The sequence below is a fragment of the Ruegeria sp. C8 genome (genome assembly GCF_056537565.1).
This window is the reverse complement of the sequence record NZ_JBQFRV010000001.1, coordinates 184,926-200,400: the sequence shown is the minus strand read 5'-3', so window position 1 is coordinate 200,400 and position 15,475 is coordinate 184,926. Positions and strand designations below refer to the sequence as shown.

Here is a 15,475-nt window from a genome sequence, read left to right as displayed (position 1 = left end):
AAACACCTAGGCTGATAGTCATGAAAAATCGAGTTGAGTGTTCTGTTGTCCCATTGCTCGCGCTGCTTGTCGCGCTTGTTTTGGTCCCTGTTTCTTCGGCTGCGGCCAATCGCGACCGGATCGAAGCCTTCCTCAATACCACCGGGTTTGATGTGGCGCTGGAGAGTATCGCGCTAGCGTCTGGCTCCGCCCCTGAAATGCTGGGCATTGATCCCGATGGCTTCGGATCCGACTGGACCCGTCTGACCGAAGAGGTGTTCGATACCGAGCTCATGCATGAAACCGCTGTTTCGATTCTCGAAGAGACGCTGAGCGATGAGGCGCTGGCCCATGCGGTCGAGTTTTATGCCTCGGATCTGGGGCAAAGGCTGGTCGAGGTCGAAAACGCCGCGCATCTGAATGAGGATGAAGAGGCCAAGCAGCAGGAGGGGCAGGAAATCGTGGCTGTTCTCGTGCAGGATGGTTCGCCCCGTGTGGAGCAGCTCAAGCGGATGAACAATGCGATTGATGCCAGCGGGACTTCGTTGCGTGCTTTGCAGGAGATCCAATTGCGGTTTCTTTTGGCGGCCAGCGCGTCTGGCGTGATTGATCTGCAATTGGAAGCGGATGAGCTGCGGTTGATGCTGCGGCAAAACGAGGCCGGGATGCGTCAAGCGCTGCAGCTTTCTGCGCTGGCAGGGGCAGCTTATACCTATCAGGATTTCTCGGACGAAGAGGTCGAGGCCTATGCCGAGGCGCTTGAACAGCCTCTGATGCAAGAGGTTTATGAGCTTCTGAATGCGATCCAGTATGAGATCATGGCCATGCGGTTTGAGGTTCTGGCTGTCCGCATGGCAGACCTTCATCCGGCTCAGGATATCTGATGCGTCTGGCACTTGCCTTAGTAGTGACGATTCTCTGCGCACTGCCAGCTGTCGCGAATGAACGGGCCAATCGGCTGGCGCATGCCATGAAGCTGGATCAGGTTGTAGGCATTCTGATCGACGAGGGCATGGTCCATCAGCAGGAACTCGAAGAGAGCCTGTTGGACGGTGACGGAGGCCCTCTGTTTCACGATCAGGTTCAAGAGATCTATAACCACTCCTGGATGAAATCCCGTCTGACCGAAGCTTTCGCCGAAGGCATGACGAAAGAGCAGATGGACCAGGCAATCGTTTTCTTCGAAAGCGATCTGGGGCAGACGATCGTGACGCTGGAGAACTCGGCCCGCAAAGCCTTTGCCGATGAGGCAATCGAAGAGATGGCGAATGAGGCCTATGAGGGCACCGAACCTGACTCGCCCCGGTTCGAACTGGTCGAGGAATACATCCGCGCGAACGACCTGATTGACCAGAACGTCCAAGGCTCGCTGAGTGCGGATTACAATTTTTTCCTGGGGCTCTACGGGGACAGTCTGGCCGAATACGAAGAGGTTCTGGATGGGTTGCTGGCGCAGAAAGACACTGTGATGGAAGAGACGACGACGTGGTTGTATTCCTTTCTGCTTCTGGCCTATCAACCGCTGGATGAGGTCGAGATGCGCGAGAATATTGCGTTTTCTCGAACCGAGACCGGGCAGGCCTTGAACGCGGCCCTTTTCAAAGGGTTTGACGAGATGTTTGATGGGATTTCCTACCGTCTGGGGGCGGCGGTGGCGCAGGTTTGGCAATCCTCTGATCTCTGACCGGTCTTGGGTGTTGACTTTGCCTTTCATTATGTGGATAAGCGCGCATCCCGGCCGGTTCTCCGCGCCGGGTGTCGTTATTATATGACCCTATGATACCTCACGGGGTCTTCCACACAGCCCAAACAGGGCGCGCTGTTCGAGGTGGCTTTCAAGCCAAAAACGCCCGTTAGGGGACCACAGAACGCGGGTTAGAAAAGGAAAGACGCATGTTTGCGGTCCTCAAGACTGGCGGCAAGCAGTACAAGGTTCAGGCGGGCGACGTGCTCCGCGTTGAAAAACTGGCTGCCGACGCAGGTGAAAAAGTTCAATTCAACGATGTTCTGATGCTGGGCGGCGACGCTCCGGTTGTTGGTGCACCTTTCGTTGAAGGCGCAGGCGTACAGGCCGAAGTGATCGAACAGATCAAAGGTGACAAGGTCATCAAATTCGTCAAGCGCCGTCGTAAGCACAGCTCGAAGCGTACCGTTGGCCACCGTCAGAAGCTGACTCTGGTCAAGATCACCGACATCCTGTCGTCGGGCGCTGACAAGTCGGGCATCAAGGCTGCAACCGGGTCTGCTCCGGCCGGCGAAGCGGCACCTGCTGCAAAGCCTGCCAAGAAAGCAGAAGCCAAAGCAGAGGCACCCGCCGCTGCTGCCGCTGACGATCTGACCAAGCTGAACGGTGTTGGCCCTGCCGCTGCCAAGAAGCTGGTCGAAGCCGGTATCGAAAGCTTTGCCGCTCTGGCCGCCTTGTCGGACGAGCAGATTGCTGCTATCGACACCATCAAAGTGAAGCCCGAATGGGTTGAGCAAGCCAAAGAGCTGGCTCAAGGCTAAGGAGAGAGAGAATGGCACATAAAAAAGCTGGCGGTTCCTCCCGTAACGGTCGCGACTCAGCTGGTCGCCGCCTTGGCGTGAAACTGTATGGTGGCCAAGCGGCCATCGCAGGCAACATCATCGTACGTCAGCGCGGCACCAAGTTCTGGCCGGGCGAGGGCGTAGGCATGGGCAAAGACCACACAATCTTTGCAACCACCGATGGCGCCGTGAAGTTCCACAAGGGACTCAAAAACCGCACCTTCATTTCGGTCCTGCCAGTGGCGGAGGCCGCAGAGTAAGCCGAAACCCAGAAGGTTTAATAAAAAATTCATGGGGGACCGGCAGAAAATGCCGGTCCCTTTTTCGTTTTAACGCAGTCGTGATCTAGAACAACAATGCCCGTCGCAACCACTAGCTTTCTCATCTTTGCCGCCTCACAGGTTGGCACGCCGGGACCGGCCAACATGGTCCTGATGGGAACAGGTGCGCGCTATGGTTTTCGCGCCGCATTGCCCTTTGTGGCCGGGGTCGTTTTGGGCAAGCAGTTGATCATCTGGCCTATGGGCTTTGGTCTGATGCAGGTTGCCGATCAGGCTCCGCTGGCGTTTGAGGTGCTGAAATACGCTTCTGCTGCCTATATTTGCTGGCTGGCATGGAAGATCGCCAATCTAAGGCTGTCTCGGGCAACGGCGGACGGGAAAGCACCGGGCTTTGTGTCCGGGCTCATCGTGCATCCGCTTAACCCCAAGGCCTGGGCGATGATCATTGCAGGGTTCACGGGGTTTGTTGCGGCGGGGACGTCCAGTTTTGAGGCGACGCTCACGATCGCTCTTTGTTTGTTGTTCTGCCAGATCGTTTTGCACCCGATCTGGACATTTGCAGGGGACCGGATCGCCCATGTGGTTGAAGGTCGGCCTGCGGAAAAATATCTGATGTGGACGCTCGCCAGTCTGACTGTTGCGTCCGTACTTTTTGTGTTGTTCGGAGGAGGAACGCACTCATGAAACTTGAAGCAATCATAAATCAGCCGGTCATCGAAACCGAGCGGTTCGATCTGCGCCCTCTGCGTCGGTCGGACATGGGGCTTATCGAACATTACGCAGGTGATGAGCGAGTGGCGCGCATGACCACGTCAATCCCACACCCGTTGCCGCCGGGCTCGATCGAGGCCTTCGTGACGCGCTCGATGGCGGAAGACCGGGATGAGGACGTCTGGGCGATGGACGCCACCAAGGACGGCGGGCCCGAGCTGATCGGCCTGATCTCTCTGCAGCGGCTTGATCGCAACCAGTCCGAGGTTGGCTATTGGGTTGCTCCTGTCTATTGGAATACGGGCATTGCCTCGATGGCCGTTGAGGCCCTGGTCGGTGCCAACCCGCTTGAGAACGCCAATATGTTCGCCAGCGTGTTTCAGGACAATCCGGCCTCAGCGCGGGTACTGACCCACTGCGGGTTCCAGTATCTGGGCGATGCGGAAAGCTATTCGGTGGCGCGCGACGCGAATGTGCCCACCTGGACCTATACAAAGAAACTCTGACTTGTGGCCGGTGGGGCCTTTGCAGTAGGGGACAGACCATGAAATTTCTCGATCTAGCAAAGGTCTACATCCGGTCCGGGGCCGGAGGTGGCGGCTGCGTCAGCTTCCGACGCGAAAAGTACATTGAATACGGCGGCCCTGATGGCGGGGATGGCGGCAAAGGCGGGTCCGTCTGGGCCGAGGTCGTGGACGGGCTGAACACCCTGATCGACTTCCGCTATCAGCAGCATTTCTTTGCCAAGAACGGACAACCGGGCCGGGGTCAGCAACGCACCGGTAAGGATGGTGACGACATCATCCTGCGCGTTCCCGTCGGGACCGAGATCCTCGATGAGGACGAAGAGACCGTGATTTGCGACCTGACCGAGGTTGGGCAGCGGGTTCTGCTGGCCAAAGGCGGCAATGGCGGTTTTGGCAATCTCCACTTCAAATCCGCAACCAACCAGGCGCCGCGTCGGGCCAATCCGGGGCAGGCGGGTATTGATCGCACCATTTGGTTGCGGCTGAAACTGATCGCGGATGTTGGCCTGTTAGGCATGCCCAATGCCGGCAAATCGACCTTTCTGGCCGCAACTTCGAACGCGCGGCCTAAAATCGCCGACTATCCGTTTACCACTCTGCACCCCAATCTGGGCGTGGTCGGTGTAGACAATGTGGAATTTGTGGTGGCCGACATTCCGGGCCTGATCGAAGGCGCTCATGAAGGGCGCGGGATCGGCGACCGGTTCCTCGGTCACGTTGAACGCTGCGCCGTGTTGCTGCATCTGGTCGATGGCACCTCGGAAACCGTGGCGGATGACTACCGCACCATCATCCATGAGCTTGAGGCTTATGGCGGTGAACTGGCCGAGAAACCTCGCATCACGGTGCTGAACAAGGTCGACGCGCTGGATGATGAAGAACGAGATTTGGCCAAGGTCGAGCTGGAAGAGGCCGTTGGCGGCCCCGTCATGACGATGTCAGGTGTCGCGCATCTGGGCGTGACCGAAGTGCTGCGCGCGCTCCGTGCTCAGATCGACGAAAACCGCCTGCGTCAGAAACCTGCCGAGGAGGCCGCGCCGTGGCAACCCTGACCGCAGCCCGTCGGCTGGTGGTCAAGATCGGGTCCGCCTTGCTGGTGGATCGGAACACGGGACAGCTGCGCTCAGATTGGTTGAAATCACTGGCTCAGGACGTGGCCTGGCTCAAAGGGCAGGGCACGGATGTGATTCTGGTGTCTTCTGGCTCAATCGCTTTGGGGCGCGGTGTTTTGGGCTTACCTGCGGCGGCTTTGGCTCTGGAGCAGTCACAGGCTGCGGCGGCTGTAGGACAAATCCGTCTCGCGCGTGCCTATGAAGAGGCGCTGACCCCGCACCAGATCACCACGGCCCAAGTGTTGGTGACGCTCGAGGATAGCGAGGATCGTCGCCGCTATCTGAATTCACGCGCGACACTTGAGACGCTTTTGGGCCTTGGCGTTGTTCCCATCGTCAACGAAAACGATACAGTCGCCACGGATGAAATCCGCTACGGCGACAATGATCGGCTGGCAGCACAGATCGCGGTAACCGTTGGTGCGGACCAACTGATCCTTCTGTCGGATGTGGACGGGTTTTATACCGGCAATCCAAACGAGGACGCCTCGGCCGCGCGCTATGACACGATCGACCAAATCACGCCCGAGATTGAGGCGATGGCCGGTGATGCTGGATCCGGCCTCTCCAAAGGCGGTATGAAGACCAAGCTGATGGCAGCCAAGATGGCGACGGCTGCAGGTTGCGATATGGCGATCACCGAAGGATCGACGCTCAACCCATTACAATCGCTTGAGAATGGCGCGAACAGCACGTGGTTCACGGCAACGCTTGATCCGCATGCGGCGCGCAAGCGCTGGATCTCAGCGATGAAGCCGCGCGGAGAGATCACGATCGACGACGGCGCCGCAAAGGCGCTTTCGAATGGCAAAAGTCTCTTGCCTGCGGGTATCGTCGAAGTGACCGGTGATTTCGGCCGGGGCGATCCGGTTGCCATTCTTGACCTGCAAGAGCGTCGGCTGGCACAGGGCATCAGCCGCTATACCGCGCAAGAGGCGGACGCAATCAAAGGGCGAAAATCCTCAGAGATTGAGGCAACGCTGGGCTATCCTGGTCGCGCAGCGCTGATTCACAGGGACGATTTGGCGCTATAAAGGCGCAGAAAGGCTAAGGTTATGAAGGATCTCGACAATATTCCCGCTCTGATGGCCGATCTGGGTAAACGCGCCAAAGCTTCCGCGCGCGAGCTGGCCTTTGCCTCGGCCGAGCGTAAACATGCAGCCCTGATCGCCGCGGCTGAAGCTGTCTGGGCCAATCGCGCTCAGATTATCGACGCCAACAAGAAGGATCTGGAGTTCGGGCGTGAAAAGGGCCTGAGCCCTGCCATGATGGACCGTCTGATGCTAAATGAGGACCGCATTCAGGGCATGGTTGATGGCCTGCGCACAGTGGCTGATCAGACCGATCCGGTGGGCGAGGTGATGACCGAGTGGGACATGCCCTCGGGCCTGAATATCCAGCGCGTGCGCACGCCGTTGGGTGTCATTGGGGTGATTTACGAAAGCCGTCCCAACGTGACCGCTGATGCGGGGGCGTTGTGCCTAAAATCCGGCAATGCCGTGATCCTGCGCGGCGGGTCCGAGAGTTTTCACTCCTCCACCGCCATTCACGCCTGTCTGGTCGAGGGTTTGAAGGCCGCGAACCTGCCTGAGGATTCTATTCAACTTGTGCCGACCCGTGACCGCGCGGCGGTGCAGGAATTGCTGACCATGACCGACTATGTCGACGTTATCGTTCCGCGTGGCGGTAAAGGACTGGTCGGACTGGTTCAGCGTGAGGCGCGCGTGCCGGTCTTCGCCCATCTTGAGGGTATCGTGCACATCTACATCGACAAGGCCGCCGACCCGCAAAAGACCTTGGATGTGGTGCTGAACGCCAAAACCCGCCGTACCGGTATTTGCGGCGCGGCAGAGTGTCTGTTGATCCATCAGGACGTGGCCGAAACCCTCGGGCGCGACGTGGTTGCCGCGCTCATGGCCGCCGGGGTCGAGGTTCATGCCGAAGGTGCTCTGGCCGTCGATGGAACCACCCAAGCCACCTCTGAGGATTGGGGCAAAGAGTTTCTGGACTGCATCATTGCCGCAAAACCTGTTGCCGACATTGACGCCGCCATTGCGCATATCCAGCATTATGGCTCGAACCACACAGATTGCATCATGACCGAGGATGACGCGGCTGCTGCCCGTTTCTTTGAACGACTGGACAGCGCGATCCTGATGCACAACGCGTCAACCCAGTTTGCGGATGGCGGTGAGTTCGGAATGGGCGCTGAGATCGGCATTGCCACGGGCAAAATGCATGCACGTGGTCCTGTCGGTGCAGCGCAGTTGACCAGCTTTCAATATCTGGTGCGCGGGAACGGAACGACCCGCGCCTAGAACCTCAGGTTGACGCGGGTTGTGCCGGTTTCGACTGCAACCCGCCGCCCCATTGCTGCGGCTGTTTCCGACAGCAAGGCAAACTGAACCTGCGCTGGGGTGAGTTTGTTGGCGAAGTTGCCCGTGGCAGCATTCTTCCACAAGTCATTGTCAATGTTCAGTTTGTCGGCTGTCCCAGTCACTTGCCAACCGGTGTCAGAGGCAGAGATATCGACCTGCCCACCAAACGGCATCGCGCTCTCGCAGCACATCAGGGCCAGGAAGGCCAGTTTGATCTGATTGCGTGGCACAGCCTCTGTCAGGTTCCAGTTGACCCGCACACGACCCGCGCGCTCCACGTCTTTCAGCAACTCGGCAACCTCGCTGCGCCCCAATGGCTGGTCACTGGCCGAGCCAAAGGCCACTCGGAAAAACCGAATGCGCGCGCCGGCACTGCCGACACTGCCCGAGATCAGCTCCATCTCGGGGCCTTGTACCGCGCCAACCATATCCAACAGCTCAAGCCCGTTGGTGATGGCCCCGATCGGGCTGATCAGATCATGACAGATGCGCGAGCCAATCAGCTCGGCCAGGTTGACGTCTGTGGCGCCCATGCGTACCTCCTTCTGTATCTGCCACCGGACCGGAGCCCCCATGACAGACCTCAATGCCATACTTGCACCGGGCATGTTCGTCCGCCACCCCGATTTCCACGATTGGGGCGTTGGACAGGTGCAGTCCAATATCGGGGGCAAGATTACCGTGAACTTCCGCGAGCAGGGGAAAGTGGTAATCGACGGAACGCGTATCGACTTGATGCCGGTCTTTGATCCGTGAAACTGGTTTAGGAAAGGTTAACGCCAGTCATCGGATGGGACCCGTATTGCCTTTGGGGGAACAGCTGCGGTATCAGCCGGAGGCAACTTCAAGGAACGACATGCCGGATTCAGGCCCTTCTTTCACCATCCGACTCGCTGAAACCGAACAGGACCTGCGCGCCGCGCAGCGCCTGCGGTACGACGTGTTTGTACGCGAGTTAGGTGGTGGTGGAGAAATGGTCGATCACGATGCAGGACTGGAGCAGGACAAGTTCGATCCGTATTTCGATCACATGTTGGCGATAGATGATCAAACTGGGGAAACTGTCGGCGTTTACAGGCTGTTACCGGGCGAACGTGCAGCAGAGTTGGGCCAGTTTTACTCCGAAGATGAGTATGATCTGACCGTTCTGAAGCAAAGCGGTCGCAAGCTACTGGAGCTTGGCCGGTCTTGCCTGCATCCGGACTATCGCGGCGGCACGGCCATGTATCACCTGTGGAACGGTTTGGCGGCCTATGTCAACGAGCGTGAGATCGAGGTTTTGTTCGGTGTTGCCAGCTTTCACGGCACCGATGTCACAGCGCTCGCCCAGCCCTTGTCGATGCTGCATCACAACCACCTGGCGCCCGAAGATCTGCGGGTGCGCGCGCAGCCAGATGTGTTTCAATCCATGAACCTTGTGGCACCCGAAGACCTCGACCGCCGGGTGGCCATGGTGCAGGTGCCTGCGCTGATCAAAGCCTATCTGCGTTTGGGCGGTTTCGTGGGCGAGGGGGCCTTTGTCGACCATAGCTTTAACACCACCGATGTTTGTCTGATCCTAGATACCGCGCGCATGAACGAGCGGCAAAAGCGCATCTATGGCGGAGCCTAAGCCCGTGAGTGATCCGCTTTGGAACAGTGACGACGCGCCCGATGCAGTTCACCTTGGCGTTCTGGGGTGGGTATTGGTTTTCTTGCGTGGTGTACCTTTGGCGCTGGTGGTCTTTGGTGGCTTGATCATCTTGCTGGCAATACGCCTGATCGAACTCCCCTTATTCGGTATTCGCCGACCAATAACTCCGTTCATCACCCAATTTGTTTGCCGCAACGCCTTTCGCATTCTGGGCATAGGTTTCCGAACGTCCGGAGATCTGATGGCTGAGCGTGGTGCAGTGGTGGCCAACCACACCTCTTGGTTGGATATCTTTGCGCTGAACGCCCGCAAACGGGTGTATTTCGTATCCAAGGCCGAGGTGGCGAAATGGCCAGGTATTGGTTGGTTGGCGCGTGCAACCGGAACGGTCTTCATCGAGCGCGACCGGAAGAAGGCCAAAGAACAAACGCTTGTGTTCGAAACTCGCCTGAAAGCGGGGCATAAGTTGCTGTTTTTCCCGGAGGGAACCTCGACCGATGGCCTCAGGGTTTTGCCATTTAAAACAACGCTCTTTGCCGCGTTCTTCGCAGATGAGTTGCGAGATTTCATGTACGTTCAGCCGGTCTCGGTGGTGTTTCACGCACCTGTGGGTGAACCGGACCGGTTCTACGGTTGGTGGGGCGACATGGAGTTCGGCCCGCATTTGCTGAAGACGCTCGGCGCGCGCAGGCAAGGGGCGGTCGAGCTGATTTATCATGCGCCAGCCAAGGTCAGTGACTTTGAAAACCGCAAAGCGCTGGCTGCGCATTGCGAAGAGGCTGTCCGTCACGCGCACAGCTTGGCGCGGCTTGAAAAATAAGGGCGATTGGCCCTTGCGCTGCATCCAAACCTGCCGTATACGCGCGCCATTCAAACCCGCAGGCGGGGTTTGGGCTTTTTGAGGGAGACATCCTTATCAAGACCGCCGGTTGGAGCATCCGCTTCTTTCACCCCCGCCAAGGCGTAAACCGGAAAAGGAAAATAGCATGGCTCTTCCCGAGTTCTCCATGCGTCAGCTGCTGGAAGCTGGCGTTCACTTTGGTCACCAGACACAGCGTTGGAACCCCCGCATGGGCCCGTTCATCTACGGCTCGCGCAATGGCATCCACATCATGGACCTGACCCAGACTGTTCCGATGCTGGATCAGGCTCTGCAGGCTGTTCGTGACACCGTTGCAAAAGGTGGTCGCGTTTTGTTCGTTGGTACCAAGCGTCAGGCCGCTGGCCCGATCGCTGAAGCGGCTGAAAAGTCGGCTCAGTACTACATGAATCACCGCTGGCTGGGCGGCACTCTGACCAACTGGAAAACCGTTTCCCAGTCGATCAACCGTCTGAACCAGATCGACGAAGCAATGGAAGCGGGCGCGGAAGGCCTGACCAAGAAAGAGCGTCTGGGCATGGAGCGTGACCAGCAGAAGCTGCAGGCTTCGCTGGGCGGTATCCGTGAAATGGGCGGCGTTCCTGATCTGCTGTTCGTCATCGACGTCAAAAAAGAAGCACTGGCCATCGCAGAAGCCAACAAGCTGGGTATCCCGGTTGTGGCTGTTGTCGACACCAACTGCTCGCCCGACGGCGTTGACTACATCATCCCCGGCAACGACGACGCAGCCCGCGCGATCTCGCTGTACTGTGACCTGGCCGCTCGTGCCGCTCTGGACGGTATGACCGCTCAGATGGGTGCTGCTGGCGTTGACCTGGGTGCCTTCGAAGAAGCACCGGTTGAAGAAGTCGTTGCAGAAGAAGCCGCCGAAGCTCCGGCCGAAGCGTAAGCTGCCCGTCACGTAATTGACACATGGGGCAGGGTATGACCTGCCCCAATTCCGTTTGAATTGAGGAGAGCCAAAAGATGGCAATCACAGCAGCAATGGTTAAAGAACTGCGCGACGCAACCGGCGCAGGCATGATGGACGCGAAAAAAGCCCTGACCGAAACCGGCGGCAACATGGACGAGGCCGTTGACTGGCTGCGCACCAAAGGCCTGGCCAAAGCGGCCAAGAAATCGGGCCGTACCGCAGCAGAAGGTCTGGTTGCTGTTCACGTCAACGGTGGCAACGGTGTTGCTGTCGAGGTGAACTCGGAAACCGACTTCGTTGCGAAGAACGCTGAGTTCCAGGAAATGGTCGGCAAGATCACCTACGCTGCTGAAGGCGTCGACAATGTCGAAGCTCTGCTGGCTGCTGATCTGGGCGGAAAGTCCGTTGCAGACACCATCACCGACAAGATCGCCACCATCGGCGAGAACATGTCGGTGCGCCGCATGTCGAAACTGTCGGGCGACACCGTTGTGTCTTACGTTCACAACGCAGCCACCAACGGTATGGGCAAAATCGGCGTTCTGGTTGCTCTGACCGGTGGCGACGAAGCAATCGGCAAGCAGGTTGCGATGCACATCGCGGCTGTGAACCCGGCAGCTCTGTCCGAGGCCGACATGGATCCGGCTGTTGTCGAGAAAGAAAAGCAGGTTCAGATGGACATCGCCCGCGAATCCGGCAAGCCGGAGCAGGTGATCGAGAAGATGATCGAAGGCCGCATGAAGAAATTCGTGGCTGAATCGACTCTGTTGAACCAGTCCTTCGTTGTTAACCCTGACCTGACCGTTGAAGCAGCGGCCAAAGAAGCAGGCGCAACCATCACCGGCTTCATCCGTCTGGAAGTTGGCGAAGGCATCGTGGTCGAAAAAGAAGACTTCGCTGCAGAAGTTGCTAAAGCGGCACAAGGCTAAGCCTTTGCTCCAGGCCCCGGTTGCGGGGCCTGACGACATTCAGAACCGGTCACGTCGAACGTGGCCGGTTTTTTTGTGCCAGAGATGGATTTGTCTGTTCAAGCAGAAGGTGAATGGAGGGCCCCGCATGATGGGGATGGTCGGGACCCTCCAAAATTCCGACGTCGGTACGCGGACGAATAGGCGCTCCAAAAGTCAGAGTGATTGGAGAGCTCTGGTATTGCAAAGATCCAATCGAATGTTCCTTGGCTAAAGCCACCACTCACGGAACGGTATCAATCTGCAATTTTCCCGTGAAGATGGGAAGTCATGATTTCCTTACCTAAGGTAAATTGACGCGGTTTGGCGTCAATCTCTTGTGGTCAGGCTTCCATCACATACATCTGGTTGTGTAGGGCGGCTTTCAGAACGGCCTGGGCTGTCGTTTCGACTGAAAGCGATTCGCGTGCCAGCCTCAGGTGTTTTTCCACTGTCGCCGCCGTCAGCCCCATCAGCAGGGCTATATCCTGAGTCGTTTTGCCGTCACCGACCCATTGCAGCGCCTCTCGCTGGCGTTTGGTTAGCGACCGATTCGGAGGTGTATAGGGCAGCGTCAGGATCTTGAGATGAGCGATGTTGTTCATCAGAAGGATATCCTCGCCATGCTCTTCCCACATGGCGTCAATCTCGTCCTGGTTGCGGTTTTCTTCGGCCGATAGCGAGATCGCGCCCTTGGACCGAACGGAGACCGAGTTGAAGCTGACAGTATATCCAGCAAGCACGTTGTGCGACTTGTTGAAATCCACAACCTTTTGCTGCTCGGGCGTGAGTTCCCCGTTCGAGGCCAAATCCTGAATCAAACCCCAGCTTGCCGCGCCATCGTTGTTCAAAGCCCATTGCAGCATCGGAGCGTTGGAATACCTGCTGTCGCCGAGAAAACCGTCAACATATTCACGTCGATGATTGCTGAGGATGACAAAATCCTCAGGGTCGCCCAAGGATGTGGCAGTACGATATTGAGTGTAGCCATAAATTAGCCGGTCAAACCCGTATATGGCCATCTGTCGGCAATGGGCATCCCAAAGCTCTTCCAAGGTTCTGGAATAGCTGACAAAGCGAAGATATTCCTTCAGCTTCATGCAACGTCCCCTGATTTCAGATGAGCCGCCAAGGCATCCAGCGCTAAAACATAGCTCTGCGCACCAAAACCGCAGATCTGCCCAAGGGCAACCGACGCGATGTAGGACTTGTGGCGGAAGCTTTCCCGCGCGTGGATGTTGGACAGGTGAACCTCGACCAGAGGAAGCTCCACTGAGGCAATCGCATCCATCAGGGCAATCGACGTATGGGTATAAGCGCCTGCGTTCAGAACCAAACCGTTCTGCGTGCCACGGGCCTGATGGATGGCGTCAATAAGCGCTCCTTCGTGATTGGATTGAAATGTCGAAACCTCAAGCCCGATAGACGTGCCATGAGCAACGCATTGTTCCTCCACCATTTTCAAGGTGGTGCTGCCGTAAACCTCAGGCTGTCGGGTGCCCAAAAGATTGAGGTTCGGGCCATTCAACACAAGAATTTTATTCATAAATCTCCGTCCCCATATTCGTTTCTTAAACGGCATTTGGTGGGGATGTCTACCGGACAATGCTCCAATGAGGCGAGTGGGCTGACAAAGATGCCTTTGATGCAACCCGCTCCAGTTAGGTATCGTCCATTGTGACCACAACCTTTCCGAGAACGAAGCGCTGAGAAAGCAGCTCGATTGCCGCCGCGCCCTCGGATAAGGGAAAGCGCGCTGTGATGCGGGGTTTGACTTTACCTGCGGCGTATAAGTTAAACAATTCACTTAGGTTTTCGGCGTGAGCGTCAGGTTCGCGAAAGACGGAGGCCCCCCAGAAGACGCCGACGATCTGGCATCCTTTCAGCAGCGCGAGATTGAGCGGTACGCTGGGGATGCCAGCCGGAAACCCGACAACCAGATATCGACCCTTCCACGCGATGCTGCGCAACGCGGGTTCCGCATAGGCTCCGCCCACCGCGTCATAGATGACATCGACACCCTCGGCGCCCGCCAGTGCCTTGATATCTTTCGAGAACGCCTTTTGCGCGTCTTTGTCCGGGTCTTTGGGGTACAGGATTGTCTCATCCGCACCGATTGAGCGGCAGAATTCAGCTTTGTCTGGCGTGGAAACCGCAGCGATGACTCGCGCGCCCATGGCTTTGCCCAACTCGATCGCCGCCGATCCGACACCACCCGCAGCCCCAAGCACCAACAACGTCTCACCTGGTTGGAGGGCTGCTCTATCCTTCAAGGCATGGTAGGAGGTGCCATAGGTGAAGATAAAACACGCCGCCTCATCAAAGGGCATGGTGTCAGGAAACTTGATTACGTCCTTGGCTTTTGTCGCAAGATGCGTGGCAAAGCCGCCATGACCGGTCAGCGCCAGAACGCGATCTCCGATCTCGAACCCTTTGACACCGTCGCCAAGCGCAAGCACCTCACCTGCGATTTCGCCGCCAGGGGCAAAGGGCCGCGGTGGCTTCATCTGATAGAGGTCGCGGATCATCAGCGTATCGGGAAAGTTCACCCCGCCGGCTTTTATTCCAACCAGTATCTCTCCGCGGCTCGGGGTCGGATCGGGCAGGGTGGTCAGTTCCAGAGTCTCCGGTCCACCCGCTGCGACGCTGAGTAATGCTTGCATGTTGCCCTCATTGTTCCTGTTATTCTTGCAGATAGAATTTTGGGGCGGGATCGCGCGCTGTCAACGGCGCACCCCCTTTCCCCTACGACAAGCGAGGAGTGCGGCATGACCCCGGAAACCCTGTTTTCTTTGGATGGAAAGGTGGCGCTGGTCACGGGCGGTGCCACCGGAATTGGCCGCATGGCCGCCGAAGCGCTTGTTCGGGCCGGAGCGCATGTACTGATCGCCTCCCGCAAAGGTGACGCCTGCGAAGCCGTCGCGGCGGAGCTGAACGCGTTGGATGCCACCGGCAGTGCCGAGGGGTTTGCCGGGGATCTGGGCAGCAAAGACGGAATCGACGAAGCCGTCGCCGAGATCAACAAACGGACGGAACGCCTTGATATCTTGATGAATAATTCGGGTGTATCCTGGGGTGCGCCTTTAGGTCAATTCCCTCATGACGCGTGGGACAAAGTGATGTCCGTCAACGTCGCGGGTGTGTTTGAGCTGACGCAGAAACTGTTGCCCTTGCTTATGAAATCCGGCACCGCCGAAGACCCGGCGCGGGTGGTCAATGTCGGCTCGGTCATGGGTGAGGTTCCCATGGGCGACGGGGCCTACAGCTATTCGGCCTCCAAGGCGGCTGTTCTGCATCTGACCAAAATCCTGGCCAAGGAATTGTCACTGTACCACGTCACCGTCAACGCTCTGGCACCCGGCCCGTTTGTCTCGCGCATGACCGCTTTTGCAACTGCGGATGAGACGACGCGCGAGAAGGTCGGCAAATCGGTTCCTCTGGGTCGAGTTGGGCGTGACGATGACATTGCGGGCTGCATGCTGTTTCTGTGTGGGCGAGGGGGCAGCTATGTGACCGGAGCCGTCATCCCTGTGTCCGGAGGCATCAACGTAGTTACAGCGGGCAACATCTTTGCCGAAGCGTTTTGAC

At 57.8% G+C, this 15,475-nt stretch carries 19 protein-coding genes; 15 read left to right on the top strand and 4 right to left on the bottom strand.

Annotated elements, in window-relative coordinates; genetic code table 11:
• The first annotated feature begins 20 nt into the window (after nucleotides 1-20).
• The 9 genes from ACR0KL_RS01005 to ACR0KL_RS00965 all read left to right on the top strand — a co-directional run bounded on the left by ACR0KL_RS01005 (nucleotide 21) and on the right by ACR0KL_RS00965 (nucleotide 7,454).
• Complete coding sequence (locus tag ACR0KL_RS01005) at nucleotides 21-863, top strand: DUF2059 domain-containing protein (protein ID WP_170676065.1); 843 nt, start codon at nucleotides 21-23, stop codon at nucleotides 861-863.
• Nucleotides 863-1,663 (top strand): DUF2059 domain-containing protein, encoded by an 801-nt coding sequence (locus ACR0KL_RS01000; protein ID WP_170676064.1) that lies wholly within the window; start codon nucleotides 863-865, stop codon nucleotides 1,661-1,663. The genes ACR0KL_RS01005 and ACR0KL_RS01000 overlap by 1 nt, the downstream gene beginning before the upstream one ends.
• Before the next feature lie 209 nt (nucleotides 1,664-1,872).
• Nucleotides 1,873-2,484: a 50S ribosomal protein L21 gene (locus tag ACR0KL_RS00995; RefSeq protein ID WP_170373741.1), complete on the top strand. Its 612-nt coding sequence runs from the start codon at nucleotides 1,873-1,875 to the stop codon at nucleotides 2,482-2,484.
• Between the two features lie 11 nt (nucleotides 2,485-2,495).
• Complete coding sequence (rpmA, locus tag ACR0KL_RS00990) at nucleotides 2,496-2,765, top strand: 50S ribosomal protein L27 (RefSeq protein WP_039535512.1); 270 nt, start codon at nucleotides 2,496-2,498, stop codon at nucleotides 2,763-2,765.
• Nucleotides 2,766-2,861: 96 nt separating this feature from the next.
• Complete coding sequence (locus ACR0KL_RS00985) at nucleotides 2,862-3,470, top strand: LysE family translocator (RefSeq protein ID WP_170676063.1); 609 nt, start codon at nucleotides 2,862-2,864, stop codon at nucleotides 3,468-3,470.
• Entirely contained in the window at nucleotides 3,467-4,003 is a 537-nt protein-coding gene (locus ACR0KL_RS00980) for a GNAT family N-acetyltransferase (RefSeq protein WP_170458229.1), read from the top strand. The genes ACR0KL_RS00985 and ACR0KL_RS00980 overlap by 4 nt, the downstream gene beginning before the upstream one ends.
• Before the next feature lie 38 nt (nucleotides 4,004-4,041).
• Complete coding sequence (gene obgE, locus ACR0KL_RS00975; protein WP_170676062.1) at nucleotides 4,042-5,076, top strand: GTPase ObgE; 1,035 nt, start codon at nucleotides 4,042-4,044, stop codon at nucleotides 5,074-5,076.
• On the top strand, nucleotides 5,064-6,170 hold the full coding sequence (gene proB, locus ACR0KL_RS00970) for a glutamate 5-kinase (RefSeq protein WP_170676061.1): 1,107 nt from the start codon (nucleotides 5,064-5,066) through the stop codon (nucleotides 6,168-6,170). Before obgE ends, proB begins: the two co-directional genes overlap by 13 nt.
• Nucleotides 6,171-6,191: 21 nt before the next feature.
• Nucleotides 6,192-7,454 carry a glutamate-5-semialdehyde dehydrogenase gene (locus ACR0KL_RS00965; protein WP_480776552.1) on the top strand — a complete coding sequence of 421 codons (1,263 nt, stop codon included), beginning with the start codon at nucleotides 6,192-6,194 and terminating at the stop codon, nucleotides 7,452-7,454.
• Here ACR0KL_RS00965 and ACR0KL_RS00960 read toward each other — a convergent pair.
• Nucleotides 7,451-8,047, bottom strand: coding sequence for a histidine phosphotransferase family protein (locus ACR0KL_RS00960; RefSeq protein ID WP_480776551.1), 597 nt, complete (start codon nucleotides 8,045-8,047; stop codon nucleotides 7,451-7,453). The genes ACR0KL_RS00965 and ACR0KL_RS00960 overlap by 4 nt on opposite strands.
• Nucleotides 8,048-8,087: 40 nt before the next feature.
• Between ACR0KL_RS00960 and ACR0KL_RS00955 the strand changes: the two genes are divergently transcribed.
• The 5 genes from ACR0KL_RS00955 to tsf all read left to right on the top strand — a co-directional run bounded on the left by ACR0KL_RS00955 (nucleotide 8,088) and on the right by tsf (nucleotide 11,869).
• Nucleotides 8,088-8,270: a DUF3553 domain-containing protein gene (locus ACR0KL_RS00955; protein WP_480776550.1), complete on the top strand. Its 183-nt coding sequence runs from the start codon at nucleotides 8,088-8,090 to the stop codon at nucleotides 8,268-8,270.
• A gap of 100 nt (nucleotides 8,271-8,370) precedes the next feature.
• Nucleotides 8,371-9,126 carry an L-ornithine N(alpha)-acyltransferase gene (gene olsB / locus ACR0KL_RS00950; RefSeq protein ID WP_170676058.1) on the top strand — a complete coding sequence of 252 codons (756 nt, stop codon included), beginning with the start codon at nucleotides 8,371-8,373 and terminating at the stop codon, nucleotides 9,124-9,126.
• On the top strand, nucleotides 9,113-9,967 hold the full coding sequence (olsA, locus tag ACR0KL_RS00945) for a lyso-ornithine lipid O-acyltransferase (RefSeq protein WP_170676057.1): 855 nt from the start codon (nucleotides 9,113-9,115) through the stop codon (nucleotides 9,965-9,967). The genes olsB and olsA overlap by 14 nt, the downstream gene beginning before the upstream one ends.
• A gap of 166 nt (nucleotides 9,968-10,133) precedes the next feature.
• Entirely contained in the window at nucleotides 10,134-10,916 is a 783-nt protein-coding gene (gene rpsB / locus ACR0KL_RS00940) for a 30S ribosomal protein S2 (protein ID WP_170466928.1), read from the top strand.
• A gap of 77 nt (nucleotides 10,917-10,993) precedes the next feature.
• Nucleotides 10,994-11,869 carry a translation elongation factor Ts gene (gene tsf / locus ACR0KL_RS00935; RefSeq protein ID WP_170373730.1) on the top strand — a complete coding sequence of 292 codons (876 nt, stop codon included), beginning with the start codon at nucleotides 10,994-10,996 and terminating at the stop codon, nucleotides 11,867-11,869.
• 362 nt (nucleotides 11,870-12,231) lie between these two features.
• Here the strand turns inward: tsf and ACR0KL_RS00930 are convergent, their stop codons facing one another.
• From ACR0KL_RS00930 to ACR0KL_RS00920, 3 genes are all read right to left on the bottom strand, one after another.
• Nucleotides 12,232-12,987: a LuxR family transcriptional regulator gene (locus ACR0KL_RS00930; RefSeq protein ID WP_170717970.1), complete on the bottom strand. Its 756-nt coding sequence runs from the start codon at nucleotides 12,985-12,987 to the stop codon at nucleotides 12,232-12,234.
• The gene (gene aroQ, locus ACR0KL_RS00925) at nucleotides 12,984-13,433 is read right to left on the bottom strand and encodes a type II 3-dehydroquinate dehydratase (RefSeq protein WP_170466932.1); all 450 of its coding nucleotides are present in this window, start codon (nucleotides 13,431-13,433) and stop codon (nucleotides 12,984-12,986) included. The genes ACR0KL_RS00930 and aroQ overlap by 4 nt, the downstream gene beginning before the upstream one ends.
• A 115-nt stretch (nucleotides 13,434-13,548) precedes the next feature.
• The gene (locus ACR0KL_RS00920; RefSeq protein ID WP_480776549.1) at nucleotides 13,549-14,550 is read right to left on the bottom strand and encodes an NADPH:quinone oxidoreductase family protein; all 1,002 of its coding nucleotides are present in this window, start codon (nucleotides 14,548-14,550) and stop codon (nucleotides 13,549-13,551) included.
• A 105-nt stretch (nucleotides 14,551-14,655) separates the two neighbouring features.
• On the opposite strand from ACR0KL_RS00920, the gene ACR0KL_RS00915 reads away from it, so the two are divergent.
• Nucleotides 14,656-15,474, top strand: a complete 819-nt coding sequence (locus ACR0KL_RS00915; protein ID WP_480776548.1) for an SDR family NAD(P)-dependent oxidoreductase — start codon at nucleotides 14,656-14,658, stop codon at nucleotides 15,472-15,474.
• Nucleotide 15,475: the final 1 nt, after the last annotated feature.